We start from the raw sequence: 25108 nt of genomic DNA on the forward strand, positions 1-25108 counted from the left end.
ATCGCGGCGATTGTTGCTCCGATTGTGGTGCTGTTGCTGTTAATTGGTGGTGGTGTTGCTGCGGCGATGGCTGGTGGGCTGCACTTCTAGCCAGACTGTAGGCAGGGCTGTGGGGCTTGTGGTGCCGGGAGTGTTCCTGGTGGCACAGGCCCCTTTTCGTGTGGTGTGGGGTTCAGGATAGTTCCCCGAAGATCGGAACTATTTTTCGGTGGCGTGAGGGGTTGTGGGGCGGCGCACCAGATTCCGGGTTTTGCTCTCGCTGGCAATCGGAATCCCCAGGTCCGTGCCTTTCCGCGATGGGAATGTGGTGCCCAGCCAACATACAGGCAGATAGTACTGAAGCGCCCCATGGTTTGCGTGTGTCGCGTGTGAATAGTGTGACTGGTGTGCGCTAGAGTGTCGCGTATGTATGTAGCCCCTAGACTTCGCTCTGCAACCGCGGCTTTTGTAGCCGCGACGCTTGCCCTTGCGCTTACTGTTTTTGCACCTCAATCTTTGAGCTCCCACGCGGATGCTCAATCGATCCCTGGTCTGATCTCTGGCGTTGATGTGGCTGATCACCAGCGCCCTGGTGGTGCGCCAATCAACTGGAAGATGGCTGGAACGGTCGGTGGGCAGCACTTTGCGTTCGTCAAGGCGACTGAGGGAACGACGTACAAGAACTCGTTTTACGAAGAAGATGTCAAAGCTGCTGCAGATGCAGGTTTGAAGGTCGGTGCATATCACTATGCGCGACCGGGGATGGACCCTATTGCGCAGGCTCGCCACTTCGCAAACGTCATTAACGCTGGCCCTGCGCAGCAGCTGCCACCAGTTCTTGACCTTGAGGTCGATGAGGGGCTTGGTCCAACACAGCTCGCGGCGTGGACGCAGATCTTCCTCACTGAGTTGGAGCGTGCATCGGGCAAGCGGCCGATGCTCTATACCTACCGTTATTTCTGGTACGAGCGGATGAACAACACCAACGCGTTTACTAGCTACCCGCTGTGGCTTGCCGCATACCAGAACCAGCCGCCACGTCCGGTCGGTGGCTGGGACAAGTTGACGTTCTGGCAGCGTAGCGACTCCGGCCGGGTCGCTGGTATTCCGGCGACTGTCGATATGAACCTGTTCAACGGCACCGGTGCACAGTTCGGCGGTTTCGCCGCTGGCAATCTCGGTTCCGCAGGTGGCGTCCTTGAGACGTTCCAGGTGCCGGACTCCGATCAGCTTGAGGTACTGGAACAAAACAGCACGGCGCTGGTCGTCGCGATCCTCGCGTTGGCTGCCGGTGCCCTGGGTGCATCACAGGTTGCGTCGGAGGCTGCGAAATTCGGCTTCGATATTAAGGACGCAAACAACATCGCTGGCCTTGTCCAGCGCCTGGCTTCTCAGGGCGAACTGCCCGTGGATGACCTGCGTAACATGATGATTGGTGATTACCAGGTTGGCGACCTGCTGATCCTGCTAGATAACGCCGCGCACTAGGCATCGGTTGGCGCATCGTAGCGAGGGCTCGTAGCAAGGCTACGGGCCCATTTTTCGTGCTTGAACTGTGCAGGGACGGCGCCTTTGAGCAGTTCACGGTTTAGCGAAGGGCTGGCCTCGATTGGTGTGTTTGCGGCGATGAGGACGATGTTGCCGTAGCGTCGACCTTTCAGCATTGGTGGGTCCGCGATTGCGGCAACGTGTGGCCACACTTCGAGCATGCCAGCCAGTTCTTCCTTCGCTTCTTTGAGATCCGCGTGGCTGCCGCAGTTTGCCACATATATTCCTGACGGGCTGAGTGATTTCCGCGCTTGCTCGAAGAACTCCACCGTGGTCAGGTTTCGTGGAGTGATCGCTGATGAGAAGACATCGCGAATGATGATGTCGCGGGTGTTGGGTTTGAAGCTGTCGGTGACTTCGCGGGCGTCACCGACTCGTATTTTAACGACCGGTGAACGGGGGATATCGAAAAGTTCGCGGGCGAGCTCGGCAAGTGACATGTCAATTTCCACGACAGTGTTGCGCGAGCCGTTCCACTTAGAAGCAAAGTAGCGGGGCAGTGTGCAGGCAGCGCCACCGAGGTGGGTTAGGCGTGGTTTGGGCCAAAGGGGGACGTCGACAAGCTGTTGGTCGTTCAGAAAATCAGCGATCCACCTCATGTATTCGAAGTCCAGCCGTTCGGGGTCGCCGGGGACGATGTGGGAGCTCGGCACGCCGTTGACGAGGAGCACCATGGAGCCGTCCGGTTCGTGGAGAACCTCCGCGACGCCGGTATCGATTTCATGGAATTCACTTTTTGCTGCCATGCACAGTGACAGTACCTTACGCCTTCACGTCGGCATGGCGCAGGTACACGACGGACGCAAGCCACGCTGTGGCAGTAAGCAGCAGGGTGCTTGCGAGGACGCCGGACACCGCACTCCACTCGAGGACACCCGAGCCCGCGACTGCGTTACCGCCCATCCACAGCATCGTGGCCACGCCGACGGGAGGAAGCAGAAACTGCGCTACTGTGGCGCCGGCAGCAATTGCACCAAAAGCGATGAGGCTGGCCACCACGCCAAGGGCGACTGGCATGGCAAAGTTGCGGACCAGCATTGAAACGAAGCTTTGCCACGCGGCCACTGCCATCGCAGGAACTACAGCGAGTAAGGACGATGCGAGTAGGGCCATCGGCGGCATGCCTGATAGGCCAGCGACCCAACCACCGATAGTGCTCAAGACGATGAACACGCACTGCATAATTGAGGTCATCGCGATGAGTACAGCAAGTTTTGCGGTGACCAGACTCGCCGCCGATCTGGACGAGGTAAGCAACGTGTTCCAGTTGCCGCCACGGTGCTCAACGCGCCACGTGGAGGACGCGAGAATCGAAATACCCGCCACCATGAAAAGCATGCCGTAAAATAGCGTCGCCTGGGACCAATAGCTCGTCCACCCGGATTCCAAAGTCTCAGAGTTGGCGGCGTAGTTGCCAGCACCGAAGACGACGGAGACGAGTGGGATGGCGACGGCAACGATTGTGATGTAAGTGCGCCGAAGTTTACAAAACTCGTTAACGATCATGTCCATGATTAGATTTCTTTCCTGTCGAGTATTCGCGTTATTGCAACGAACCCTGTAGCGAGCAACACGACGTAGACACACCACGAAGCCCAACCTGGTTGCGTAGGAACTGCGCCTTCGTTAGCGAAGGTGTAGGGGAGAAGGACTGCAAAATAGCCGAAGGGGTTCATCTCAGCGAGCCACACAGGGGAAAGCAGTGAGGTGATGCCGAGGAAGCCTCCCGCCACGCCAAATGCCAGCACTCCTACTTGCGATTCAGTGACCGCTGCGAGCACGAACATAGCGCTGGTGATCGTTAGGCTAGTGACAACGGCTGCAACTACGTACACTGCCCAGGCTCCAGCTGTGCTTCCGCTAGGTAGCGGCGCACCCAGCAATACTGGTAGCGCGATGCACGCCGTGAACTCCATCAGTTTGAGCGTGACGATGAGAGGCGCCACTACTCGGAACTTTCGTCGCAGCAGCGAGCCCTTGCGGACGCCAGCAACCGCGTTGAGCAGCCACCCGCCACTTGCATGCTCGTTATCGACGGCGCGACTGGCAATGAGCGCCAATTGCAGTGGGGTGAGAAATGCGAGCGACATCGCAACCGCAATCAGTTGGCCCGACCATGCTGCCTCCGGGGCAGCGGTGAACGCGTCGATTTGGCCGTCTGAGAACAAGCTCATACAAGCGAACAGTACGATGCCCAGGGAGAGCACGCCGCCCAGTAGCGAGATGTGCGTACGACGCAGCTTCAAGAATTCGATGCTCATGCGCTAAGCCCCTTGCGTCCTGTCATCCCAATAAAAATTTCTTCCAGGCTGCGGTGCTTTCGCAGAACCTGGTAGATCGGGACTCCGTGATGGACGAGCTGCGCGCATGCAGCAGCAACGGCCTCCTCGGTAAGTCCGGGTAGTTCTACGCCCCCGGAAACGATGCGTGGTTGCAAGTCTCGTAGAACTTCGGTGGCAACGGCTGCCTGTGGGGTTTGGACGTAGACGTCGGGGAGGTGGGCGTCGAAAAGCTGCTGCTTCGAGCCTTGAAATATGAGCTTGCCTTGGTTGATAATGCTGAAGCTGGTGGCCATCTTCTCCATTTCGGAGAGCAAGTGACTTGAAACGAGGACAGTACGGCCTTCGTCGCGTGCGAGACTGATGATAAGCTCGCGGATTTCTTCGATACCCGCAGGGTCGAGGCCGTTGGTTGGTTCATCGAGGATGAGCAATTGAGGGTCGCGTACGAGCGCGATTGCGATGCCGAGGCGTTGCTTCATGCCGAGCGAATAGTTCTTGACCTGTTTGTCCATGTGCTTTTCCAAGCGAACAAGTCGTACCGCGCGCTGCGCGTTTGCAGAATCGGCTTTGAATAGACGCGTCACAATCTTCATGTTCTCCGCACCGGTGAGGTGCGGGTATGCCGCTGGCGACTCGATGAGTGAGCCGATGCTGGCGAGTACCTCGCCGCGTGTTGAGCGGGTCATCGGCTGCCCCAGCACGGTGATCTCCCCGGCAGTTGGTGTGGTCAGGCCGAGCAACATTTTCATTGTGGTTGATTTGCCGGAGCCGTTCGGCCCCAGGAGCCCGTGCACGGCGCCCTGCGGAACCTCAAGCGAAAGCTTGTCGACGACTGTGTGCGCACCGTAGACCTTCGTCAGGCCCTTCGTAGTAATGATTGGTGAGTTCATGGTGTTCACTATCGCCAAGTGAGGCTCCGAAAGCGTCGGAGCTTGGTACGATCTTGCAAGTCATACCGGGGGATGATGGTGCTTAGCCATCGAGGAGATCGGAACGATCGACAAGGCCCGTGCGATAGGCGAAGAGCGCCGCATGCACGCGGTCGCGCGACTGGGTCTTGGACAAGATCCTCCCGACATGCGTCTTCACCGTTGGCATGGAAATGAACATGCGCTCAGAGATCTCCGAGTTTGACCAGCCACGACCGATTGCGATGAGTACTTCGCGCTCGCGGGCAGTGAGCTCGCCGAGCGCCATGCGGTCAGTCGCAGAAATTGAAAGCTCCTCGTCGGCGTGTGCGGCTTGGCGCGTGCTGTGAGAGATCCGAGCAATGATGCGTTTGGTGGCGCGCGGAGAGATGACGGCATCGCCAGCAGCGACGGTACGGATGGCGTCGAGAAGTTCCTCGGGTTGTGTGTCCTTGAGCAAGAACCCACTGGCGCCGGCCCGCAGTGCGTCCACGACGTAATCCTCGTCATCGAACGTGGTGAGGATAATGACCTTGGTTTGCGGGAAACGGCTGGCGTACTCGGCTGTCGCGGCAATGCCGTCGAGGATGGGCATTTGCACATCCATCAGCACTACATCGACCGGGTGGGATGCCTGTTGCTCGAGTGCCTCAGTGCCGTTCGAGGCCAGCCAATCGACGCCCAAATCTGTCTGGGAGTCGATGACGAGCTGGATACCGTGGAGGAAGAGTGCCTGGTCGTCGACGATCCCTAAGCGAATTGTGCTCATGCATGCTCCAGCGTGTCGGGGTGTATCACTCCGGCGAGACCTTGCTCAACGTAGGGGATTCGCACTTGCGTGACCCACTCTGCACGCCCGTTGTTGGTGGGGGTGGGGCCTGCCTGCAAAGTTGCCCCGATAAGAGCGGCGCGCTCCCGCATCCCACGCAAGCCGTGGCCATTGACAAGGCTTGCTGCAGTGCCATCGAATCCATTGTTCACACGGATTACCACTTGTTTTTCCTCCCACGTCACATCAAGCAAAGCAGCGCCGTCGCCGTGTTTGAGCGCATTCGTGAGAGCCTCCTGGACCACGCGTCTGGCCGCAAGGGACGTAGCAAGTGGTAGCTGCTCTGGTGCAGATCCCGTTTGCGAGTAAGTGATATCCAGGCCGCCGAGTCGACTCGTACGAACCAGCTCTTCGAAATCTAGAGACACTGGTGAAGGTTCCACCGACCGCGACTCGGGCGCGCGAAGGAGCGCGACCACTTCGCGCATTTGCGCCAGGGATTCCCGTCCGACCTCTCCGATTACTCGAAGGGCTTTGTCGCAGTCCCCGCCGTAGCGTCCGCCATCGGCCTGCGCAACAATCACAGTGAGCGAATGGGTAACCACGTCGTGGATCTCGCGGGCAAGGAACGCGCGTTGCTCAGACATAGCCTGTTGAAGCTCGATCCGTTGCTGCCGCAGCGCCTGCTCGAGCTCGCGGGTTGCGGCTTCTTCGGTCCGCCTGCGTAGCTCGCCGAAGAGTCCAGCCGCCACTAGCAACGTGGCGCTCCACGCGAGGTAGGGAAGCTGCTGCTCAAAGGGCATGCTCCGAGGCACGGGCGATACGAGTGAGAGTGCCACGAGGTCTCCTGTAACGAGCGCAATGGCAGCGAAGTCGCGAAGAACTGGGCGAACATTGCGACGGATGATGTAGGCAGTGAAGACCCCAACGACAATCACCGCTACCGTGAGGTTCGTGCTGAATGCACGCATCCCCAATAGGACGAATGCGGTGAGCACAGTTGCAGTTGGCCATCGCCAGCGGGAAAAAGGGGCGACGATAGCCCACAGCAGGAGAGGTACGACCGCCCATGCAGATCTCGTGGCACTCAGGACACCAAGCGAAGCACACACGCCGAGGACAAAAGCGATGCTTGCGTCACGAATGCGGACCGGCATGCGGGCAGTAAAGGGAGGCATATCCATAACCTAATCGACCTGCGCAGGGCTGTCGTCATGCCACGGTATGATTCGCCGGGCGCTTTCCTTCTCCTTCTACTCGCGGGTACACTTCCGCCACATGCGAGTTTTAGTGGCGATGAGTGGAGGCGTGGACAGCTCGGTGGCCGCAGCACGCCTTGTCCAGGCTGGCCACGACGTTGTGGGAGTGCATCTGGCGCTCTCGCAGGACCCGCAGGCCACCAGAGAGTCGGCACGCGGGTGTTGCTCGCTGGAGGATTCTGCGGACGCTCGACGTGTGTGCGACAAACTCGGGATTCCATTTTATGTGTGGGACTTTTCCGATCGCTTTAAAGCTGAGGTCATTGATAATTTCGTGTGGTCGTACGAGCATGGTGAGACCCCGAATCCATGCTTGCGGTGCAACGAGAAAATCAAGTTTGCTGCCTTGCTTGAGCGCGCTGTCGCGCTTGGGTTCGACGCGATCGCTACCGGCCATTACGCAACTATCGACGAAGACGGGAACCTGCGGCGCTCGGTGGACCCGCTGAAAGACCAGTCTTATGTGTTGGGAGTGCTGACGCGTGATGAGCTTGACAAGTGCATCTTCCCAGTCGGTGATACGGAAAAACCTCAGATTCGTGAGGAGGCGGCAGCGTTCGGGTTCGCTACCGCTCAGAAGCCGGACTCCTACGATATTTGCTTTATCCCGGACGGCAACACCCAGGCATTTTTGGGTAGGTCCATCGGTATGCGCCCAGGAATCGTGCGCGATCAGGACGGCACCGAGCTCAAAGAGCACGACGGCGCGTTCCAGTACACCATCGGACAGCGCCGCGGCCTCAACCTTCGCGTGCCAGCCCAGGACGGAAAGCCGCGCTACGTCACCGATGTCGACGCCACCACGGGCACGGTTACTGTCGGGCCGCGCGAAGCGCTCAAAGTCTGGCAGATCGACGCAGACCGCCTGAAAGTACTGCATCCGGCGATGCAAGGTGAGTTCGCGGCCAATGTACAGATCCGTGCGCACGGCGGGGTCGTCGCCTGCCACGCACGCGTTGAGGGCAACAGCATGCATCTCGAGTTGGAGACGCCCCTGGAGGGAGTCGCGCGAGGGCAGGCTGCCGTGCTGTACTTGCCTGACCCGGACGGGCGCGGTGACGTGGTGCTGGGGTCCGGCACGATTTGTGGGACTTCGAGCGTGCAACCATGACGGCGTTCGGCCTCGGGGAGTTGCCCGGCACAGACCTCGTCACTGCCGCGGACGTTGTGCTTTCAGAATCACCGCTGCCACACATTCCACAGCTGCCAGAGCGTGGGATCGGGAGTGACCTGATTGGGCGAACAGCCGCGTTGCTCGACATTCCCATCGACCGCGGCCCGCGCGGATGGCGCGTTGGCACCCAGCACCGGGCGGTGCGTGACCAGATGGATCGCGACCTGGATGTCCTGGAATCGCTGTGGGCCGGCAAGCTCGATGCGATCAAAGTCCAGGTTGTCGGTCCTTGGACACTTGCAGCAGAAATTGAGATGCGCAATGGACACCGCATGATCACGGACACTGGTGCGCTGCGGGATGTGACCGAGGCGCTTGCACAGGCTATTGACGATCATCGAGAAGATGTGGGGCGTCGATTAGCTCCGACAGTGCTGCAAATCGACGAGCCAAGCCTCGACGCCGTGATGAGAGGCTCACTGCGTGGTGCGACTGATGCCGAACGCATCCCGGCATACCCAGAACCGGAGGAGCGCCTCGCAGGCTTTGGTAAGTACCTACTCCACGCGCCAATGATGATCAACGTCCCTTGGCAGACCGTAGACCTTGCGGACCTACAATCAACCGCCGAAAAAGACCGCTTTGCGCAACTGCTCGATCGCGGCAGCCGCTTCGCGCTTGCACCCATGCGGCCAAGGGATGTGTGGAACGTGCTCGACGAACTCCAAACCGACCCTGAGGCCTGCAGCTTCGACGTGTGGGCACGACCCGCGGATACGTTGAAACAGGCCGCTGCGAACTACCGTGAAGCCGCTGAAATGGCGGAAGGGCTGCGCTAACTCGCATCCCCGATCATCGGCCACGACGTCGTGAGGTTTGAGACATCACGCCCCTTCGACTCGAAGAACTCCCGCAACTCTGTTTGGAGTTTGTAGTACTCCACGGCCTGAAACTCCATCAACTCGTCCGTGCTCATCTGGGCGAGTTCAGGGTAGGTGGAGCGGACCTGCTTCCACGCAAGGCGCGCAGCGGCGGTCGCATCAGCCGTCGCATCGTGAGCGTTGTCGAGCTTCACTCCGTACAGCTCGCACAGAGCGCCGAGGTTGCGTTTCCCCTTCCTGTAGCGGTCCTTCGCCCGGTCGATGACGAGAGGGTCGAAAACCGGGCCGGTTACAGTGAAGTCTCCGGTGAGCTGTCGCAGCACAGAAAGGTCATACGGCGCGTTAAAAACGATGAGAGTGAGGCCGTCCTCCCAACCGCGCTTAATCATGTCAACTGTTTCTTGCAAGACCTCATCGTGCGGGCGGCCGTGCGCGCGGGCGTACTCCGTGGTGATGCCGTGGACCGCGGCAGCCTCTGCGGGTATCTCAACCCCTGGGTCCGCGAGCGCCTCGTGCGCGTTCGCCTGCGCACCGTCGATCGTGACAAGGGAGGACGTCACAATACGAGCAGTGCGTGGGTTCACAGAAGTCGTCTCGAGGTCGAAGGACATCATGCGGGATGCGTCGAAGAAAGCCATGCACATTACCTTACTAACCGTGTCGGACAGAGACGCTAGACTTGCACGTTATGAACGAAAATGTGAACGAATTGCCTGCTAATGACGTCGATGTGCGTCGACTCTGGGATGAGATTGCCAGCCAAGTTCGTCACCATCGGGATCTGTACTACAACAGCCAACCCGTTATTAGTGACGCCGAGTTTGATGAGCTTTTCCAGCGCTTGGTGCGACTTGAGGAAGAGCACCCCGAGCTCGCTGTTCCGGACTCACCGACGATGCAGGTCGGTGCGCCGACCGGCGGTGCGTTCGACGATGTCGAGCACCTCGAGCGGATGATGAGCCTAGATAATGTTTTCTCGGAGGCAGAGCTACGAGACTGGCTGGCAAAGGCGCCGGGCCCGTATCTGACAGAGCTCAAGATCGACGGGCTTTCGATCGACCTCGTGTATGAAAACGGCGAGCTGGTTCGCGCTGCTACGCGTGGTGACGGGCGCGTGGGCGAGGACATTACGGCCAATGCAAAGGTCATTGAAGATATTCCGCACCAGCTGCAGGGCGATGCCCCGGCGCTAGTCGAGGTGCGAGGGGAAGTTTTTATCCGGCCCGAGGACTTCCCAGATCTCAACGCTGCTCGCATCGAAGAGGGCGGGAAACCGTTCGCGAATCCGCGCAACGCGGCTGCCGGAGGCTTGCGTCAAAAGGATCCCGAGGATGTGAAAAAGCGCAAACTGCGGATGATTTGCCATGGTATCGGCGCACGCGAGGGGTTTGCCCCGAAGACCCAGCACGAAGCCTACGAGCAGATGGCAGCCTGGGGGCTGCCAGTGTCTGAATACACAAAGCGCGCAGCAACTGCTGATGCGGTGGTGGATGCCGTTCGCTATTGGGAACAGCACCGCCACGACGCGATCCACGAGATGGATGGGCTCGTTGTAAAAGTCGATGCGGTTGAGGAACAGCGCCAACTAGGAGCGACGTCGCGGGCGCCACGGTGGGCGATCGCGTACAAGTACCCGCCGGAGGAGGTCACGACGAAACTGCTCGATATTGAGGTTTCCGTTGGGCGAACTGGCCGAGTAACACCGTACGCGGTAATGGAGCCGGTTTTCGTGTCTGGTACGACTGTCGCCATGGCGACGTTGCACAATCCGACCGAGGTCCGCCGCAAGGGCGTCCTCATTGGTGACACGGTCGTAGTGCGTAAAGCTGGCGAGATTATCCCTGAGGTGTTGGGTCCCGTCGCAGATCTTCGCACTGGAGAGGAGCGGGAGTTCGTGTTCCCCGCGGAGTGCCCAAGTTGCGGGGCAACGTTGGCGCCTGCGAAGGAAGGGGATGCGGACTGGCGCTGCCCGAATACGCGTTCATGCCCGGCCCAGCTGGCGCAACGTCTGAAGTACCTCGCCAGTCGCGGCGCCTTTGACATTGAGGCGCTGGGCGAAAAGGGCGCGCAGGACATGATTGACACTGGCGTGATCCAAGACGAGGGCGACCTGTTTGATCTCACAGAGGAAGACCTCAAGAAGTCACAGGTCTACACCACGAAGAAAGGTGCGGTAAATGCCTCTGGCCGCAAGCTACTGGAGAACCTCGACACTGCGAAAAATGCCGATTTCTGGAGAGTCCTCGTCGCGCTTTCGATTCGACACGTCGGTCCGACCGCAGCTCGTGCGCTCGCCTCCCGTTACGGCAACATGGAAGCGCTTGTCGACGCCCCACTGGAGGACCTTGCGCAAACAGACGGAGTAGGCGCCATCATTGCGGAATCGTTCCAAGAGTGGTTCCGCGTTGACTGGCACCGCGAGATCGTCGAAAAGTGGACAGCTGCTGGCGTGACGATGGAAGTTGATGCCGCCGACGTTGCTCCGCAAACCCTTGAGGGGATCACCGTGGTGGTGACGGGCACGCTCGAGGAATACACGCGTGATGGCGCGAAAGAGGCGATCGTGTCGCGTGGTGGTAAGGCATCGGGGTCTGTGTCAAAGAAGACGGACTTTGTGGTCGTCGGCGAAAATGCCGGTTCAAAAGAGCAAAAGGCGCGTGAGCTCGGCCTCAGGATTCTCAACGAGGAAGAGTTCACGCGCCTGCTCGAACAGGGGCCAGAAGGAGTTGAAGACTAGGAAATTATCGAACCGATGATGGTTCCCAAGTCTCCGATCTGAGCTACCTCTGATGCAAGGAAATCAGGGCCGCCGATGCGACCGACAACGAGAATGTACTCGGAGGCGCCGAGGGGAGTGATGGCAAGCGCGGTATCGAGTTGCCACCACGACTCTGGTGTCCACGCGTCGTTGTCCGGAACGAGCACCCGCGCATGCTCGAGCGGTGGCATGATTGGGTGGGATTGGTCATCTTCTGGTGCAGCCTGGGAGGCGCACAGGCGGTCGAGTCCTTCGGGGGTGTGCTTCAGCACCACGGCCCAGGAAGAGGTCATTGCCTGGGGGATCATCACGGTTAACTCGTCGAGTGCCTGCTTCGGATTGTTTGCAAGCTCGGCGATTTTCGCCAGCATCCGGATGTGCCCACTGCGGTCAACGCGCCCAGTGAACGGGCGGATCGAATCAACTTCAACGCCGTCGATGGCTGAAGCTGCTGTAATGAGTGCGTCGACCATCGTTCCGGTGGGCAAGCTGACAACAATGTCGTCAGTGACGGTACCGCTTGGATCAGTCTCGACGATGTCGACGGACTGAATATTTGCGTCGATTACGCCGAAGGCTTCTGCGAGTTCGCCAAGACTGCCGGGTAGGTCGGGCAAGGTCACTCGTACGAGGTAAGACATAGGCTCTTTTATAGCACTGCATACGGACAGCATGCTGCCAATTACATGAATATATGCATGCAATTGTAAAAATGAGGCGAAAAGGGATGGGGCGATGGTGTGGTGTTGCCTAGTGCGATGCGGGTTCTGGGGATAACGTAGAATGAACACGTTTTAGTGGCTAACCTACGGTAAAGATTGGACTTCACATTGGCTGAGATTTCACGCGATGAGGTCTCCCGCATCGCACGCCTTGCGCGAATTGCGTTGCAGGAGGATGAGCTTGACCAGATCGCCCAGCAGCTCGACACCATTGTTGACGCTGTTTCGAAGGTGCAACAGGTCGACACTGATGGGGTGGAGCCGATGAGCCACCCCCACTCGATTGACGCTGGCATGAGGCCGGACGTCGAGAAGAAGACGTTGACGCAGGCGCAGGCCCTTGACCAGGCCCCTGAAGTTGATGAAGAGCGCTTCGTAGTTCCACAGATCCTTGGAGAAAGTGAGTAGGCATGACTGAGTACACGCTTCCATCTGAAGGCATTGTGTCGCTTCCAGCTCACGTGCTTGCACAGAAGATCCAATCCGGCGAGCTGACGTCGCGCGAGGTTACCCAGGCATTCCTGGACCGCATTGCGGAGACTGATAACGAGCTCGGGGCATTCCTACATGTCGGCGCCGAGGAGGCTCTCGCTGCGGCAGACGAGGTGGATGCCCAGGTTGCTGCTGGTAAGCCGCCGGCTTCAAAGCTGGCTGGTGTACCACTGGCGCTGAAGGATTTGCTGGTGACGACGGATGCTCCGACCACCGCTGCATCGAAGATGCTTGAGGGATACCGCAGCCCGTACGACGCTACGGTAGTCCGCAAGTTGCGCGAGGCCGGTATCCCAATTCTGGGCAAGACGAACCTCGACGAGTTTGCGATGGGTTCCTCCACTGAGAACTCCGCCTATCAGGTCACCCGTAACCCGCATGACCTCGAGCGTGTTCCGGGTGGATCTGGCGGTGGTACCGCTGCTGCACTTGCCTCTGGCCAGGCACCAATTGGTATTGGCACTGATACCGGTGGCTCTATTCGTCAGCCGGCATCGCTGACAGGCACCGTCGGTGTGAAGCCGACGTACGGCGGTGTTTCCCGCTACGGTGTGATCGCTTGTGCGTCATCGCTGGATCAGGTTGGACCGTGTGCGAACAACGTCCTCGACACCGCGTTGCTGCACGAGATTATTGGCGGCCACGACGAGTTCGACGCCACAAGCGTTGACACTCCGGTACAGGAGCTCGCAGCTGCCGCTGAACAGGGCGCTTCGGGCGATCTGTCTGGCGTGAAGATCGGACGCGTGAAGCAGTTCTCGCGCCCAGGTACCCAGCCAGGCGTCACTGAGCGTATCGACGCCGCCTTTGCACAGTTCGAACGTCAGGGCGCAGAGATCGTCGAAGTGGACTGCCCGAGCTTCGACGACGTCATGGGCGCGTACTACATCATCCAGATGTCCGAGGTTTCGTCGAACCTAGCGCGCTTTGACGGTATGCGCTATGGCCTGCGCACGGGTGACGACGGCAAGCACTCTGCGGAAGAGGTTATGGCGTCGTCCCGTGGTGACGGCTTTGGCCCGGAGGTGAAGCGTCGCATCATCCTCGGCACGTATGCGTTGTCTGTTGGTTACTACGACGCCTACTACCTGCAGGCGCAGCGTGTGCGTACCCTCATCGCACAGGATTTCCGTCGAGCATTTGAGAAAGTGGATGTCATCGCTGGCCCTGCCGTTCCTCAGACTGCGTTCAAAATCGGGGAGAAGGTCGACGATCCGTTGGCAATGTACAACTTTGACCTCTTCACCTTGCCGTTGAACCTGGCAGGCCTCCCTGGCATGAGCGTCCCGGCCGGGACGGCAAGCGATACTGGTCTTCCTGTTGGCCTGCAGATTATTGCTCCTGCTTTTGAAGACGAGCGCCTGTACCGTGTTGGCGCGGCGTTTGAGGCTGGACGCTAACTTTCTCATCTGTCATATCCACCACGACCCCGCAGGTTACTGCCGCGGGGTCGTTTTCATTTTGATAACACCTTAATCGGCTATGTTGTGGATTTGTGTGTGAATGGGAGCATCAATTTGGCGCCTGTGAACAGCGGAAATCAGATTTTGGGGCATGCGGAATAAGCCCTTTTGCCTTGAAAGCGCTAGGGTTGTGTGTATGCGACTTGCCACTCTTACCTCCGGCGGCGACTGCCCAGGGCTGAACGCCGTCATTCGCGGAATCGTCCGAACTGCCAGCGCGGAATATGGCTCGACAGTTGTCGGGTACCTCGATGGCTGGGTCGGGCTGATGGAAGACCGCAGGATTGACCTGTACGACGATGCGTTTATCGATTCGATTTTGCTGCGCGGCGGCACCATCCTGGGGACCGGCCGTTTGCACCCCGACAAGTTCAAGGCCGGTATCGACACTATTAAGGCGAATATGGAAGACGCCGGTATCGACGCCCTGATCGCCATTGGCGGCGAAGGTACCCTCAAAGGTGCCAAGTGGTTGTCCGATAATGGCATTCCGGTTGTCGGCGTTCCAAAGACCATTGACAACGACGTTGCCGCAACTGACTACACGTTCGGCTTTGACACCGCAGTATCGGTTGCCACCGACGCGATCGACCGCCTGCATACGACTGCAGAATCACACAACCGCATCCTGATCGTCGAAGTGATGGGCCGCCACGTCGGCTGGATTGCACTCCATGCCGGTATGGCAGGTGGTGCACACTACACGGTCATCCCTGAGGACCCATTCGACATTGCAGATATTTGCAAGGCAATGGAGCGCCGCTTCCAGATGGGAGAGAAGTACGGCATCATCGTTGTCGCCGAAGGTGCTATCCCGAAAGAGGGCACGATGGATGCAGGCCTCGGTGAGGAAGACGAGTTCGGCCACAAGACCTTCAACGGGATGGGGCAGATCATCGCTGACGAGATTAAGCGCCGCCTTGGTTACGATGTCCGAACTACGGTGCTGGGGCACATCCAGCGCGGTGGTACGCCAACGGCGTATGACCGAGTGCTTGCCACCCGTTACGGCGTGCACGCAGCCCGTGCCGCACACGAGGGCAACTTTGATACCTGTGTAGCCCTGCACGGTGAGGATATCGATCTCGTGCCGCTCGAGTCCGCAGTGGCACACCTGAAGACGGTTCCGGAACACCGGTACAAGACTGCACGAAGCATGTTTGGATAAGAAATTTTTGGGTGGAGCGCCCGCGCCAGTGCAAAAGATTTTTGCGGAAACTGGCGCGGGCGCTCCTTTTGTGTGTCTATAGTGTGACCTATGACTGTTTCGGTAGATGAGAAAAGAGAACCATCTAGCGGGACTGCCCAGGACCGCGCTGCATACCTCGCAACGCTGGGCTTCCCAGTGCTAGTACTGATTGGCTTCGCGCTTGGTGCAGCAGCACCTGGCGCGGTCGCCCCAATTTCTGGTTGGACTACGTGGCTCCTGGGCATTGTGATGTTCGGCATGGGGCTTACCTTGCGCCCAGTTGATTTTCGTCTCGTTTTTTCGCGTCCGCTCCCGGTACTCATCGGTGTGGTTGCGCAGTTCGTCATCATGCCTGCAATTGCAGTAGCTATCACTGTGGTGCTCGGTCTGCCGTCTGAAATCGCGGCAGGTGTGATCCTGGTTGGGTGCGCACCAGGCGGTACGTCATCCAACGTTGTTAGCTACCTTTCCCGTGGTGACGTAGCTTTATCGGTCACGATGACGTCGGTATCGACGCTGCTTGCGCCAATCATGACGCCGCTGTTGACTCTGTGGCTGGCAGGCCAGCACATGCCAGTGAGTGCAGCAGCAATGGCGCTGTCGATCGTCAAGATGGTCATCGTTCCAATCGTGCTCGGTCTCGTCGTGCGCCTCGTGCTGCCTCAGCTTGTTGACGCCATCTTGCCTGCGCTGCCGTGGGTCTCTGTGACTGCGATCTCGATGATCGTGGCGATTGTCGTGCAGGGCTCCCGTGAGAAACTTGCAGAGGCTGGTCTCTTGGTGCTGCTGTGTGTAGCAATCCACAACATCCTGGGGTACCTGCTGGGCTACCTGACTGGAAAGGTCACGCGTCAGCCGGAAACCGCTTCTCGAACAATGGCTGTCGAGGTTGGGATGCAGAACTCCGGCCTAGCCGCCACGCTTGCCGCACAGTACATGAACCCAGTCGCGGCACTTCCAGCGGCAGTGTTTTCTGTATGGCACAACCTCTCCGGTGCGGTATTTGCGTTCATCTGTCGCTCCGTAGACCAGCGGAAACGTGCTATTGGCGCGCCAAGCGACACGGAGAACTAGGAGAGCACTACACTAGAGCACTATGACTGCGTACGACCTGATGGATTACGACGAAGTACTGGAAAAATTCGACCCGGTTATGGGGTTGGAGGTACACGTTGAGTTAGCAACCGAGACCAAGATGTTCTCGACATCTTCAGCCCACTTCGGTGCGGCGCCAAACACCAACGTCGACCCTGTGTCGCTTGGATTGCCTGGCGCATTGCCCGTCGTTAATGCAAAGGGTGTTGAGTGGGCAATCAAGATCGGCCTTGCACTGAACTGCAAGATTGCGGAAAGCTCGCGCTTCGCGCGTAAGAACTACTTTTACCCGGATCAGCCGAAGAACTACCAGATTTCGCAGTACGACGAGCCGATCGCGTACGACGGCTACCTGGACGTCCTGCTCGATGATGGTACTGAGTACCGCGTTGAAATCGAGCGCGCGCATATGGAAGAAGACACCGGTAAGCTGACGCACCTCGGGTCTGCCTCGGGGCGCATCACGGGTGCGACGGCCTCGTTGGTTGACTGTAACCGCGCTGGTGTTCCGCTCATTGAGATCGTGACGAAGCCGATTATCGGTGCAGGGGAGCGTGCTCCCGAGGTCGCTCGTGCGTACGTTGGCGCGCTCCGCGAGCTTGTGAAGGCTCTCGGTGTCTCTGATGCACGCATGGACCAGGGGTCGATGCGCTGTGATGCGAACGTTTCGCTACGCCCGATCGGTCAGGAGAAGTTCGGCACCCGTACGGAGACGAAGAACATCAACTCCTTGAAGTCGGTTGAGCAGGCCGTCCGCTTCGAGATGATGCGTCAGGCACAGGCGCTCGTCAACGGCGAAGAGATTGTGCAGGAGACTCGCCACTACCAGGAGAAAGATGGCTCGACGTCGAAGGGGCGTCCAAAAGAAGAGGCCTCTGAGTACCGCTACTTCAACGACCCAGACCTGCCCCCAGTTATCGCGAAGCCTGAGTGGGTGGAGGAGATCCGCAAGACGCTTCCGGAGCTTCCGTGGGTGCGCCGGGCGCGAATCCAGGAAGAGTGGCAGTTGCCTGAGAAGGAGTTCCGCGATTTGGTGAACGCTGGCGCGTTGGATCTGGTTGTGGATACAGTCGAGGAAGGTACGACTCCTGACGAGGCGCGTGCTTGGTGGGTGTCGTACATTCAGAGCAAGGCAAACGAGCTCGGCAAGGACCTTGACGCAGTTGGAGTGACGCCAAAGGACGTTGCTCGTGTGGTCGAGTTGGTGAAAGAAGGCAAGCTGACGACCAAGCTGGGTCGCCAGGCTATCGACGGCGTGATTGCTGGCGAGGGCCATGTTGACGAGGTTGTCGCTGCTCGTGGCCTCGAGGTCGTGCGTGATGATGGCGCTATCGAAAAGGCTGTCGACGACGCGTTGGCTGCCAACCCAGACATCGTTGAGAAGTACCGAGCCGGCAACAAGAAGGTAACCGGCGCGATTGTCGGTGCCGTGATGAAGGCAACGCAGGGCAAGGCTGATCCTGGTCAGGTGAACAAGCTGATCGCGAAGAAGCTGTCCTAAGCTACATCGCATAAAGGAGCCCCCGCGCCGATTCGAACCGGCGCGGGGGTTCCTTTATGTACTGCAACGAAACGGATCTATTTGCCCTTCGATGCGTTCTTGACGTCCTCGTCGGTGACGGCTGGGAACGTGCCAGTTTCGTACATCTCTGAGTAGGCCTCCCAGTCGATTGGGTCGTCGTGTGAGTCGGCGTCACCAGGTGCACCGTCGTACTCCTCGGAGTCGGGGTCGAGTGCCGGTGCGTCGTCGAGCGAGAACTCATTCTCTGGATCAGCGTGGAGATCCGCAGCGACTTCCTCCTGGACGGATTGCCACAGGTGTGTGTCACCAACGTGAGACTCGGTGACCAGGTCTTCGACCTCTTCGCGCTCCTTCGCGGACAGTTCGCTTTCTGCTGGGTCCAGCGCGGTTTCTGCGAGCTCTGCGAGGCGCTCACGTCGTTTGGTCTCTGCCGCGATACGTCCACGATCCTTGAACCAGGAAATAATCATAACGATCGAGAGCACAAGTCCGAGATAGCCAACGACAGGGTAGACCCAACCAACGAGGGCCGAGAAACCGATGAAAGACAGCGCGAAGCCAATGCCGACCACGATGAAGTAGATCAGTCGGAACTTTTCCTGACGGCCATGAGCGAGACGCCGCGCCATGGCGTAGAACATGCCTACCGCGGTGTTGTAGATCATCAAGTAAATCAGCAGCGAGACGACGAAGCCGACCGCTGGGTGCATGTTGTCAAACACCATGAGCAGTGGGAAGTCGGCGCCGTAGACGCCTTCCATGTTCATGAAAATGATGAAATTCAGGATGACCAGTAGGGTTGCAAAGATGAACCCGCCAAGCAATCCGCCAATGCCGGCTTCGCGAGGGTTGAGCTGCGAGCCTGCAATGACGAGGATCATCGAAACAGCCATGATGATGCAAAGCGTTGCGTAGTTGACAGCGGAGAGCAACCAGTTGTTGCCCACACCTGTAGCAGGTGCGTTCTGCATGGAGAGCTCGTTGATCTGGCTGATGTTGTCTGGCATGTTCACCAGCGTGATCATCAGCGCCACGATCACCGCGACGATAAGAAATGGCGTGATGATGGAAATGACGTTCGTGAGCTTGTCGACGTCCAGGAACCCCGAAAGGACAAGCAGGACGGTCATGATGGCCGCGCCCACCCAAGTTGGGAGCCCGAACTGTTGGTCAAGGTTCGAGCCTGCACCGGCGACCATGACGAAGCCGATCGCAAAAAGGGTGAACATCGTGGCGACGTCCATAAATTTCGATACAAGTGGCTTTGATACGTTCTTAAAGACGGCGCTGTGGTCGTCAGCGAGGTAGAAAGAACCCAACTGGAAGAGCGTCGAGCCAACGACGACGATAATGATGCCAGCAACAATCGAGCCGACAAGGCCCCAGTAGCCGTACGCGAGGAAGTACTGAATCACTTCCTGGCCGGATGCGAAGCCAGCTCCGACGAGCAACCCTACGAACGCGAGCGCCACACGGATAGATTTACGCATAAAACTTTATCCCTATTGAATATGTAGAAATCGAAATAAAAACTTAGCGGTGGCGTTATTGCAACGTCCACCGAACGGGAGTTGATGGTATCAAAGGCATTTCTCCAGCGCACACCATAAAACGGACGGAACAGTAGTGTTAAAGGCTCTGGGGAGTGGCGCTGATAAGCGTTCGGCCGTGGTGGGCGTGGGTCGTGACTATCGAATAAACCGCCTGGTAGTAAGGGAGAAGTTGCCAGGTGGTCAGACGGGGGAGGTGCGGGGACGTGTGGAGGGAGAAGCTGGCGTCAAAAAGTATGAGATGCACGCCAAAGCGTTACAGAACTGTTACCTTGGCTAGGCTCGTGCCTTAATGGTCTGGTCCTGCCTTGGCGACGATCTTCTTCATGATTCGGTTGAGTTGGTCGGCCTCTTCCGGCGTAATGGAATCGAATACGAGCTCGCGGAGCTTCTGAAGGTAACCGGGCGTGGACCGCACGATGAATTCGACGCCGTCTTTGGTGAGCGTGGCGATGTTGGTGCGGCGGTCCGTCGAGTCTTGGCTTCGCGCCACGAGCCCACGTCTCTCCAAACGTGCGACGATATGGGACAAGCGTGATGCAGACATCTGTGTTGCCTTCGCGAGTTGGCTCATCGTGATCTTCTGATCGTCAGCTTGTGCGATCTCTACCAGTGCAAGGTAGTCAGACAGATTCATGCTTTCATTGGCCTTGAGTGCTTCGTCAAGGCGGGCAGGGATCCACGAGATCATTGCCCACATAGTGAGCCAAATTTCAGTGTCGTGTTCATCAAGCCAACTGAATCGATGCATGTGATGAGATGTTAGTAACTACAACAGATTTCAACCTAATTTTGTTCAGAGTCCCAGCTTCCGGGGCTACGTTTGAACGAAGGTGGCGTCTCTTAGCGCAAGAAGTTTTGTGGCGCGCCGACGTACAGCCTCGTAATCGGGCAGATTTGTTCTAGATTGCTAGGCATGACTGATAAAAACTTGCGCGATGCTACACCCGAGGATGTAAGTGGACTCGAAGGCATTCCTGAGTTTCAGGGATCGGCTCGAGGCGACTCGGCTCAGGGAATCTATTCGATGACGGGGAAGGCTGCTCCCACTGAGGTGTTTCCAAACGCCGACGCTCCGGGCGGCTTCGATGCCACACCGGCGACCGAAACGGTTGTTGCCAACAACACGCTCGATTCGGTGCCGACGACCTATGCGCAACCAGATGTTGCCGCTGACTCTGACCTGGAAGAGGAGAAGGTTGAGCACGCAAAGCGCGGTACGCTCGACTTTGGCTTGCTGATTGCGCGCCTTACCATCGGGCTCGCGCTCATCCTGCAAGCGATTGCGGTGTTCTTCCGTCTAGGCGATTCGGCTGGTATCGGTGGGCTGGAAGCAGAATTTGCTGCGCAGGGCTACGCATTTACCGACGGCCTGGCTATCATCCTGCCGACGTTGCAGCTCGCCGCAGGTGTCTTCTTGCTGCTAGGGCTGTTGACGCCAGTTGCAGCGATGGTGGGCATCGCAGTTACTGGCTTTGCCGTTTTACACAGCATTGTTGTGAGCGGAGTTGGCCTGAACGTGTTCGAGTGGGAACCAGCAACAGTCTTGGCAGCAGTGCTTTTCGGTGTGGTGCTCGCGCTGCAGTTTGCTGGCCCTGGCCTGTACGGCGTCGACGCGACCCGCTCGTGGGCGCGCCGACCACTGGCAAGCTCCTGGATTTTCGCAGTCCTTGGGCTAGCCGCAGCTGGTGCGTTGTGGTGGTTCGGCGCCGGGGTAAACCCGCTCGCCTAACCACGACTGCCCGCTAGTCGAGCTGGCGGACGGCGCCCTTGTCGGCGGACGTTGCCATCTTTGCGTACACCTTGAGAGCCTTCGACACTTCGCGGACACGATTTGGTGTCCACGGGTGCTCGGAGGCTTCCATTGCTTCACGGCGCTTTTCCAGGACGTCTTCGTCGACATCGAGGGTGAGCTCGCGCCGAGACACTGAGATCGAAACGGTATCGCCGTTTTCGATCAGGCCGATGAGGCCACCGTGGGCAGCCTCGGGTGAGATGTGTCCGATGGAAAGTCCTGACGTGCCGCCGGAGAATCGGCCGTCGGTAATCAGGGCGCACTTCGTGCCCAGTCCGGCACCCTTCAAGAAGGAAGTGGGGTGAAGCATCTCCTGCATGCCTGGCCCACCCGCGGGTCCTTCGTAGCGGATCACGACAACCTCACCCTCAAGTACTTCGTGTGCCAAGATCATCGACACCGCCTGCTCTTGCGAGTCCACAACATGCGCCGGTCCCGAGAACTCCCAGAGACCTTCTTCAACACCTGCAGTTTTGAGGATCGCGCCGTCCGGAGCAAGGTTGCCACGCAGGACGACCAAGCCGCCGTCAGAAGTAAACGGGTGGTCGACATCGTGGATCACGCCACGGATGGCATCGGTATCCAGGCTCGGCCACCGCGCTGACTGCGAGCATGCCTGCGTGGTTCGCTTGCCACCCGGCGCGGCGTGGAAGAGCTCGATGGCTTCTTCACATACGCCGGTGCCACGGATATCCCAGTCCTTGAGCCACTCGTGGAGGGAGTCGTAGACAATTGAGTGCACGTCCTCGTGTAGCAGTCCGCCGCGGTGGAGCTCGCCGAGAATTGCTGGGATGCCTCCGGCGCGGTGGACATCTTCGACGTGGGCTGTGCCGTTTGGAGCAACCTTTGACAGGCACGGGATGTGGTGGGACAGGTCGTCGATATCCGCGAGTGAGAAGTTCACCTCGCCCTCTTGCGCGGCCGCAAGGATGTGCAGAATCGTGTTCGTCGATCCACCCATGGCCATGTCGAGGGCCATTGCGTTGCGGAACGCGTGCACGGTTGCGATCTCGCGCGGCAACACTGAGGTGTCGCCCTCTCCGTAGTAGCGGTTGCACAGGTCAACGATGGTGGCGCCAGCTTTTTCGAACAGCTCACGGCGCGCTGTGTGCGTGGCCAGAGTGGTGCCGTTGCCAGGCAGTGAAAGGCCGAGCGCTTCGGTAAGGCAGTTCATGGAGTTAGCGGTGAACATGCCGGAGCACGATCCACAGGTAGGGCAGGCGCCTTCGACGATGGCATCGAGTTCGTTATCAGAGACAGCATCGTTTGCGGAAAGCGCGATGGCGTCAACAAGGTCGGAGGCTGGCTTTTCGACGCCACCAACGTTAATTGGCTTGCCTGATTCCATCGGGCCGCCGGAGACGAAAACCGTAGGGATGTTGAGCCGCAAAGAAGCATTCAGCATGCCCGGTGTGATCTTGTCACAGTTGGAGATGCATACCATTGCGTCGACGGTGTGGGCGTTGACCATGTACTCCACCGAATCCGCGATGATCTCGCGGCTGGGCAGGGAGTAGAGCATACCGGAATGACCCATGGCGATACCGTCGTCGACGGCGATGGTGTTGAATTCTTTCGGCACACCGCCGGCGGCGCGTACAGCTTCCGCAACAATTTCCCCTACCTCTTTGAGGTGCACGTGGCCAGGAACGAACTGCGTGTATGAGTTGACGATGGCAACAATCGGCTTGCCGAACTCATTTTCTTCTGTACCGGTTGCTCGCCATAGTGCACGTGCGCCTGCAGCTTGGCGGCCAATGGTTGTGACTCGTGAGCGGAGAGGGATCACGGCTTACTCCTTTGTACGTGGCGCGGGCTCGGGCCGTGGCCCGGGCAGATCAGGGTGTGCCTTGACGTATTCGTCGTAGGCTTCTCGCGACATTAATACTTTATTGCCGTCTTTGTTGATGATTTCATATTTTCCGTCGGCGGCTTCCTGCGCCTGCGTGATGACGTCCGTGATTCGGCCCCGGGAAGCTTCTGCAAGTTCCGGTAGCATATTAAAGGTCACGCCGGGCATGGTGTGCGATGCCCCGTCAAGAGTTGTGGCCTTCGCCTTCGCACCCTGAAATGCAATTCCCGCCAGGTCAGGCCAGGCGATGGTCACGTTTGGCTTCACCATGTACCGCAGAGCAATGCCACGTTCGCTGATCGTGGTGGAGGCGGTGAAGATCCAGAGCAACCACGCGAGCGGAATGAGCAGCAGCCAGCCAAGAATGAGCGGAGCCCAGGAAATTCCGATCAACGCGATGCCTGTCATGAGGACAACCGCAATGACGTGTTGTTTGCTAGGGCGAAAGGTGGTGGGCGAGTCAGTCATGCAAGTTATGCTAGCCAATCTTGTTACGGCTGCGGGAGTTGCTCCTTATCGACGTCCACTTCGTCCGTCGCCGTCTCTTCCTGAGTAGCTGGCGTGGCTGCCGGTTCCGGTCGTTCGTATGTGGATGTTTCGGACGTCCAATCAGATGATTCCGACTCGGTCGTTGTGGATGAAGGCGTGGTTGCTTCGGTGGTTGGCGTGGCTGTTGGAATAGTAGTGGTGACGTCGGACGTGGGGATCTCTTCTTGGGTGGCAGGCATGGGGGCGCTCGTGGATGCAACCGGCCGGGCAGGTGGCGCCCAAACACCGGAATTTGCGTTGCTTTCCTCCGCGGGTTGCAACATGAGGCCGCGGACAATGAGCAAAATGGCGAACCCCGCGAGGAGGAACGCTGTGGACATACGCATAATTCCGCGGAATACGCGCTTCGGTTCAGGTGCGTCGTCATCAGTAAGCGTCAAGTCATCAACTGCTGCCGGATCTTGGGCCACTGGGTCTGTCGCCGGCAGCTTCTGCGTCTGAGGAAAGGACTCTGAAATACGCTCTGCGGGCGTTTGGACATCAAAGTGCCTGGTCGGTTGTTCCAAACCTTGCACCAGTGCGCCCTCGAATGTTGTTGCCGCGCCGTACTCGTTCCAAAACTCGTCGAGGATCGCCATGCGGATTGCGCGCTCCACCTTCCACTGCATCAATGGTTGAGTGCGAACCATCACGCGCATATCCACGGTCCATGAGCTTCCGACAGTTGCGGGGGCGTTCACCGCTACTGCGGGTTGTACTTCGACCTCGTCGATGGTGGCGTCGGCAATGTCGGGTTGCGCAATCGCACGCTGCGCCGCGGCGAGGGTCCTCTTCAACGCTTCTTCCGCAGACGTTGAACCGAGCAGTGGGACAGGAATGACGACGACCGCGCTGGACCAGTAGTTGGATTGGTTGATGCATATGCGTGCCGTCGAGTTCGGAATAGAGATGGTCGATTGCTCGATGGTGCGGATTTGAGTTGCGCGCATTGTAATCTGAATGACCTCACCGGAGACATCAATCCCGTTGCCCTGAAATGCGACGTAGTCGCCCACACCAAACTGCTTTTCGCTGAGGATGAAGAAACCCGCCAGGAAATCCGCGATGATGTTCTGTGCGCCAAAACCGATGGCTGCCGATACAACCGTTGCGGGGATCGCGGCACCGGCGAGTGAAAAGCCGAGTTGTTGCAGTGCAAAGACGAAAATCAAGAAGTAGGCAACCATCTGGGCGATGTATACCCCGACGCCCACGATTGCTAGGCGGCCCTTCGATTCGTCCGTCTCACCAGACTCTTTGACCTGCCGCTCAGCGTGACGGTTCAGGAAACGCCCTGCTCGTGGTACTAAAAATGCGAGGGTGAGCAGGAGCGCGAGATTGATGCCAGTCTCGGCGAACCAGCGCCAGATCTGTTCGGCTATGTATGACAACGGCATAGTTT

23 protein-coding genes are annotated in these 25108 nt (G+C 58.6%); 10 read left to right on the forward strand and 13 right to left on the reverse strand.

Going from position 1 to position 25108, the window contains the following annotated elements; all coding sequences use genetic code 11:
• Positions 1 to 495 precede the first annotated feature (495 nt).
• Positions 496 to 1467: a glycoside hydrolase family 25 protein gene (locus tag QP802_RS06670; RefSeq protein WP_284817972.1), complete on the forward strand. Its 972-nt coding sequence runs from the start codon at positions 496 to 498 to the stop codon at positions 1465 to 1467.
• Here QP802_RS06670 and QP802_RS06675 read toward each other — a convergent pair.
• The 6 genes from QP802_RS06675 to QP802_RS06700 form a co-directional block, all read right to left on the reverse strand.
• Positions 1464 to 2273: a spermidine synthase gene (locus tag QP802_RS06675; protein WP_284817973.1), complete on the reverse strand. Its 810-nt coding sequence runs from the start codon at positions 2271 to 2273 to the stop codon at positions 1464 to 1466. The two genes, QP802_RS06670 and QP802_RS06675, sit on opposite strands and share 4 nt — an antisense overlap.
• Before the next feature lie 16 nt (positions 2274 to 2289).
• Positions 2290 to 3039: an ABC transporter permease gene (locus QP802_RS06680; protein WP_284817974.1), complete on the reverse strand. Its 750-nt coding sequence runs from the start codon at positions 3037 to 3039 to the stop codon at positions 2290 to 2292.
• A 2-nt stretch (positions 3040 to 3041) separates the two neighbouring features.
• Positions 3042 to 3788: an ABC transporter permease gene (locus QP802_RS06685; RefSeq protein ID WP_284817975.1), complete on the reverse strand. Its 747-nt coding sequence runs from the start codon at positions 3786 to 3788 to the stop codon at positions 3042 to 3044.
• Positions 3785 to 4699 (reverse strand): ABC transporter ATP-binding protein, encoded by a 915-nt coding sequence (locus tag QP802_RS06690; protein ID WP_284817977.1) that lies wholly within the window; start codon positions 4697 to 4699, stop codon positions 3785 to 3787. The genes QP802_RS06685 and QP802_RS06690 overlap by 4 nt, the downstream gene beginning before the upstream one ends.
• Positions 4700 to 4781: 82 nt before the next feature.
• On the reverse strand, positions 4782 to 5486 hold the full coding sequence (locus QP802_RS06695; protein ID WP_256008499.1) for a response regulator: 705 nt from the start codon (positions 5484 to 5486) through the stop codon (positions 4782 to 4784).
• Positions 5483 to 6670 (reverse strand): sensor histidine kinase, encoded by a 1188-nt coding sequence (locus QP802_RS06700; RefSeq protein ID WP_284817979.1) that lies wholly within the window; start codon positions 6668 to 6670, stop codon positions 5483 to 5485. The genes QP802_RS06695 and QP802_RS06700 overlap by 4 nt, the downstream gene beginning before the upstream one ends.
• A gap of 94 nt (positions 6671 to 6764) precedes the next feature.
• Between QP802_RS06700 and mnmA the strand changes: the two genes are divergently transcribed.
• The gene (mnmA, locus tag QP802_RS06705) at positions 6765 to 7856 is read left to right on the forward strand and encodes a tRNA 2-thiouridine(34) synthase MnmA (RefSeq protein ID WP_070479184.1); all 1092 of its coding nucleotides are present in this window, start codon (positions 6765 to 6767) and stop codon (positions 7854 to 7856) included.
• Positions 7853 to 8698, forward strand: a complete 846-nt coding sequence (locus tag QP802_RS06710) for a uroporphyrinogen decarboxylase/cobalamine-independent methonine synthase family protein (protein WP_070362593.1) — start codon at positions 7853 to 7855, stop codon at positions 8696 to 8698. The genes mnmA and QP802_RS06710 overlap by 4 nt, the downstream gene beginning before the upstream one ends.
• On the opposite strand, the gene QP802_RS06715 is transcribed toward QP802_RS06710, so the two are convergent.
• Positions 8695 to 9378 (reverse strand): 3'-5' exonuclease, encoded by a 684-nt coding sequence (locus tag QP802_RS06715; protein WP_070363535.1) that lies wholly within the window; start codon positions 9376 to 9378, stop codon positions 8695 to 8697. The two genes, QP802_RS06710 and QP802_RS06715, sit on opposite strands and share 4 nt — an antisense overlap.
• Before the next feature lie 50 nt (positions 9379 to 9428).
• Between QP802_RS06715 and ligA the strand changes: the two genes are divergently transcribed.
• Positions 9429 to 11477, forward strand: a complete 2049-nt coding sequence (gene ligA / locus QP802_RS06720) for an NAD-dependent DNA ligase LigA (protein WP_070362592.1) — start codon at positions 9429 to 9431, stop codon at positions 11475 to 11477.
• Here the strand turns inward: ligA and QP802_RS06725 are convergent.
• Positions 11474 to 12139 carry an ACT domain-containing protein gene (locus tag QP802_RS06725; protein WP_070362591.1) on the reverse strand — a complete coding sequence of 222 codons (666 nt, stop codon included), beginning with the start codon at positions 12137 to 12139 and terminating at the stop codon, positions 11474 to 11476. The genes ligA and QP802_RS06725 overlap by 4 nt on opposite strands.
• A gap of 189 nt (positions 12140 to 12328) precedes the next feature.
• Between QP802_RS06725 and gatC the strand changes: the two genes are divergently transcribed.
• The 5 genes from gatC (at position 12329) to gatB (ending at position 17960) form a co-directional block, all read left to right on the forward strand.
• On the forward strand, positions 12329 to 12628 hold the full coding sequence (gene gatC / locus QP802_RS06730) for an Asp-tRNA(Asn)/Glu-tRNA(Gln) amidotransferase subunit GatC (RefSeq protein WP_070362590.1): 300 nt from the start codon (positions 12329 to 12331) through the stop codon (positions 12626 to 12628).
• Between the two features lie 2 nt (positions 12629 to 12630).
• The gene (gene gatA / locus QP802_RS06735; RefSeq protein ID WP_070362589.1) at positions 12631 to 14112 is read left to right on the forward strand and encodes an Asp-tRNA(Asn)/Glu-tRNA(Gln) amidotransferase subunit GatA; all 1482 of its coding nucleotides are present in this window, start codon (positions 12631 to 12633) and stop codon (positions 14110 to 14112) included.
• Positions 14113 to 14311: 199 nt separating this feature from the next.
• Entirely contained in the window at positions 14312 to 15343 is a 1032-nt protein-coding gene (locus QP802_RS06740; RefSeq protein ID WP_071572957.1) for a 6-phosphofructokinase, read from the forward strand.
• Positions 15344 to 15433: 90 nt separating this feature from the next.
• Positions 15434 to 16438, forward strand: a complete 1005-nt coding sequence (locus tag QP802_RS06745) for a bile acid:sodium symporter family protein (RefSeq protein WP_284817982.1) — start codon at positions 15434 to 15436, stop codon at positions 16436 to 16438.
• A gap of 22 nt (positions 16439 to 16460) precedes the next feature.
• A complete protein-coding gene (gene gatB / locus QP802_RS06750) occupies positions 16461 to 17960 on the forward strand; it encodes an Asp-tRNA(Asn)/Glu-tRNA(Gln) amidotransferase subunit GatB (protein ID WP_070479176.1) in 1500 nt (499 codons plus the stop codon).
• Between the two features lie 77 nt (positions 17961 to 18037).
• On the opposite strand, the gene QP802_RS06755 is transcribed toward gatB, so the two are convergent.
• Positions 18038 to 19471, reverse strand: coding sequence for a YkvI family membrane protein (locus tag QP802_RS06755; RefSeq protein WP_070362585.1), 1434 nt, complete (start codon positions 19469 to 19471; stop codon positions 18038 to 18040).
• A gap of 349 nt (positions 19472 to 19820) precedes the next feature.
• A complete protein-coding gene (locus QP802_RS06760; RefSeq protein ID WP_070362584.1) occupies positions 19821 to 20282 on the reverse strand; it encodes a MarR family winged helix-turn-helix transcriptional regulator in 462 nt (153 codons plus the stop codon).
• 165 nt (positions 20283 to 20447) lie between these two features.
• On the opposite strand from QP802_RS06760, the gene QP802_RS06765 reads away from it, so the two are divergent.
• The gene (locus tag QP802_RS06765; protein WP_070362583.1) at positions 20448 to 21263 is read left to right on the forward strand and encodes a DoxX family protein; all 816 of its coding nucleotides are present in this window, start codon (positions 20448 to 20450) and stop codon (positions 21261 to 21263) included.
• Positions 21264 to 21276: 13 nt separating this feature from the next.
• On the opposite strand, the gene ilvD is transcribed toward QP802_RS06765, so the two are convergent.
• The 3 genes from ilvD to QP802_RS06780 are packed head-to-tail and all read right to left on the reverse strand — an operon-like array spanning position 21277 to position 25103.
• Positions 21277 to 23115 carry a dihydroxy-acid dehydratase gene (ilvD, locus tag QP802_RS06770; protein WP_070362582.1) on the reverse strand — a complete coding sequence of 613 codons (1839 nt, stop codon included), beginning with the start codon at positions 23113 to 23115 and terminating at the stop codon, positions 21277 to 21279.
• Positions 23116 to 23118: 3 nt separating this feature from the next.
• The gene (locus tag QP802_RS06775) at positions 23119 to 23646 is read right to left on the reverse strand and encodes a PH domain-containing protein (RefSeq protein ID WP_284817985.1); all 528 of its coding nucleotides are present in this window, start codon (positions 23644 to 23646) and stop codon (positions 23119 to 23121) included.
• A 23-nt stretch (positions 23647 to 23669) separates the two neighbouring features.
• Positions 23670 to 25103 (reverse strand): mechanosensitive ion channel family protein, encoded by a 1434-nt coding sequence (locus tag QP802_RS06780; RefSeq protein ID WP_284817986.1) that lies wholly within the window; start codon positions 25101 to 25103, stop codon positions 23670 to 23672.
• Positions 25104 to 25108 lie beyond the last annotated feature (5 nt).

It is taken from the genome of Corynebacterium sp. UMB10119B, assembly GCF_030228125.1.
Classification (GTDB): domain Bacteria; phylum Actinomycetota; class Actinomycetes; order Mycobacteriales; family Mycobacteriaceae; genus Corynebacterium; species Corynebacterium pseudogenitalium.

Bases quoted from the DNA above. Each gene is read 5' to 3' on its own strand.
- QP802_RS06675 (WP_284817973.1), bottom strand. From the start codon at position 2,273: ATGGCAGCAAAAAGTGAATTCCATGAAATCGATACCGGCGTCGCGGAG.
- QP802_RS06680 (WP_284817974.1), bottom strand. From the start codon at position 3,039: ATGGACATGATCGTTAACGAGTTTTGTAAACTTCGGCGCACTTACATC.
- QP802_RS06685 (WP_284817975.1), bottom strand. From the start codon at position 3,788: ATGAGCATCGAATTCTTGAAGCTGCGTCGTACGCACATCTCGCTACTG.
- QP802_RS06690 (WP_284817977.1), bottom strand. From the start codon at position 4,699: ATGAACTCACCAATCATTACTACGAAGGGCCTGACGAAGGTCTACGGT.
- QP802_RS06695 (WP_256008499.1), bottom strand. From the start codon at position 5,486: ATGAGCACAATTCGCTTAGGGATCGTCGACGACCAGGCACTCTTCCTC.
- QP802_RS06700 (WP_284817979.1), bottom strand. From the start codon at position 6,670: ATGGATATGCCTCCCTTTACTGCCCGCATGCCGGTCCGCATTCGTGAC.
- mnmA (WP_070479184.1), top strand. From the start codon at position 6,765: ATGCGAGTTTTAGTGGCGATGAGTGGAGGCGTGGACAGCTCGGTGGCC.
- QP802_RS06710 (WP_070362593.1), top strand. From the start codon at position 7,853: ATGACGGCGTTCGGCCTCGGGGAGTTGCCCGGCACAGACCTCGTCACT.
- QP802_RS06715 (WP_070363535.1), bottom strand. From the start codon at position 9,378: ATGGCTTTCTTCGACGCATCCCGCATGATGTCCTTCGACCTCGAGACG.
- ligA (WP_070362592.1), top strand. From the start codon at position 9,429: ATGAACGAAAATGTGAACGAATTGCCTGCTAATGACGTCGATGTGCGT.
- QP802_RS06725 (WP_070362591.1), bottom strand. From the start codon at position 12,139: ATGTCTTACCTCGTACGAGTGACCTTGCCCGACCTACCCGGCAGTCTT.
- gatA (WP_070362589.1), top strand. From the start codon at position 12,631: ATGACTGAGTACACGCTTCCATCTGAAGGCATTGTGTCGCTTCCAGCT.
- QP802_RS06740 (WP_071572957.1), top strand. From the start codon at position 14,312: ATGCGACTTGCCACTCTTACCTCCGGCGGCGACTGCCCAGGGCTGAAC.
- QP802_RS06745 (WP_284817982.1), top strand. From the start codon at position 15,434: ATGACTGTTTCGGTAGATGAGAAAAGAGAACCATCTAGCGGGACTGCC.
- gatB (WP_070479176.1), top strand. From the start codon at position 16,461: ATGACTGCGTACGACCTGATGGATTACGACGAAGTACTGGAAAAATTC.
- QP802_RS06755 (WP_070362585.1), bottom strand. From the start codon at position 19,471: ATGCGTAAATCTATCCGTGTGGCGCTCGCGTTCGTAGGGTTGCTCGTC.
- QP802_RS06760 (WP_070362584.1), bottom strand. From the start codon at position 20,282: ATGCATCGATTCAGTTGGCTTGATGAACACGACACTGAAATTTGGCTC.
- QP802_RS06765 (WP_070362583.1), top strand. From the start codon at position 20,448: ATGACTGATAAAAACTTGCGCGATGCTACACCCGAGGATGTAAGTGGA.
- QP802_RS06775 (WP_284817985.1), bottom strand. From the start codon at position 23,646: ATGACTGACTCGCCCACCACCTTTCGCCCTAGCAAACAACACGTCATT.
- QP802_RS06780 (WP_284817986.1), bottom strand. From the start codon at position 25,103: ATGCCGTTGTCATACATAGCCGAACAGATCTGGCGCTGGTTCGCCGAG.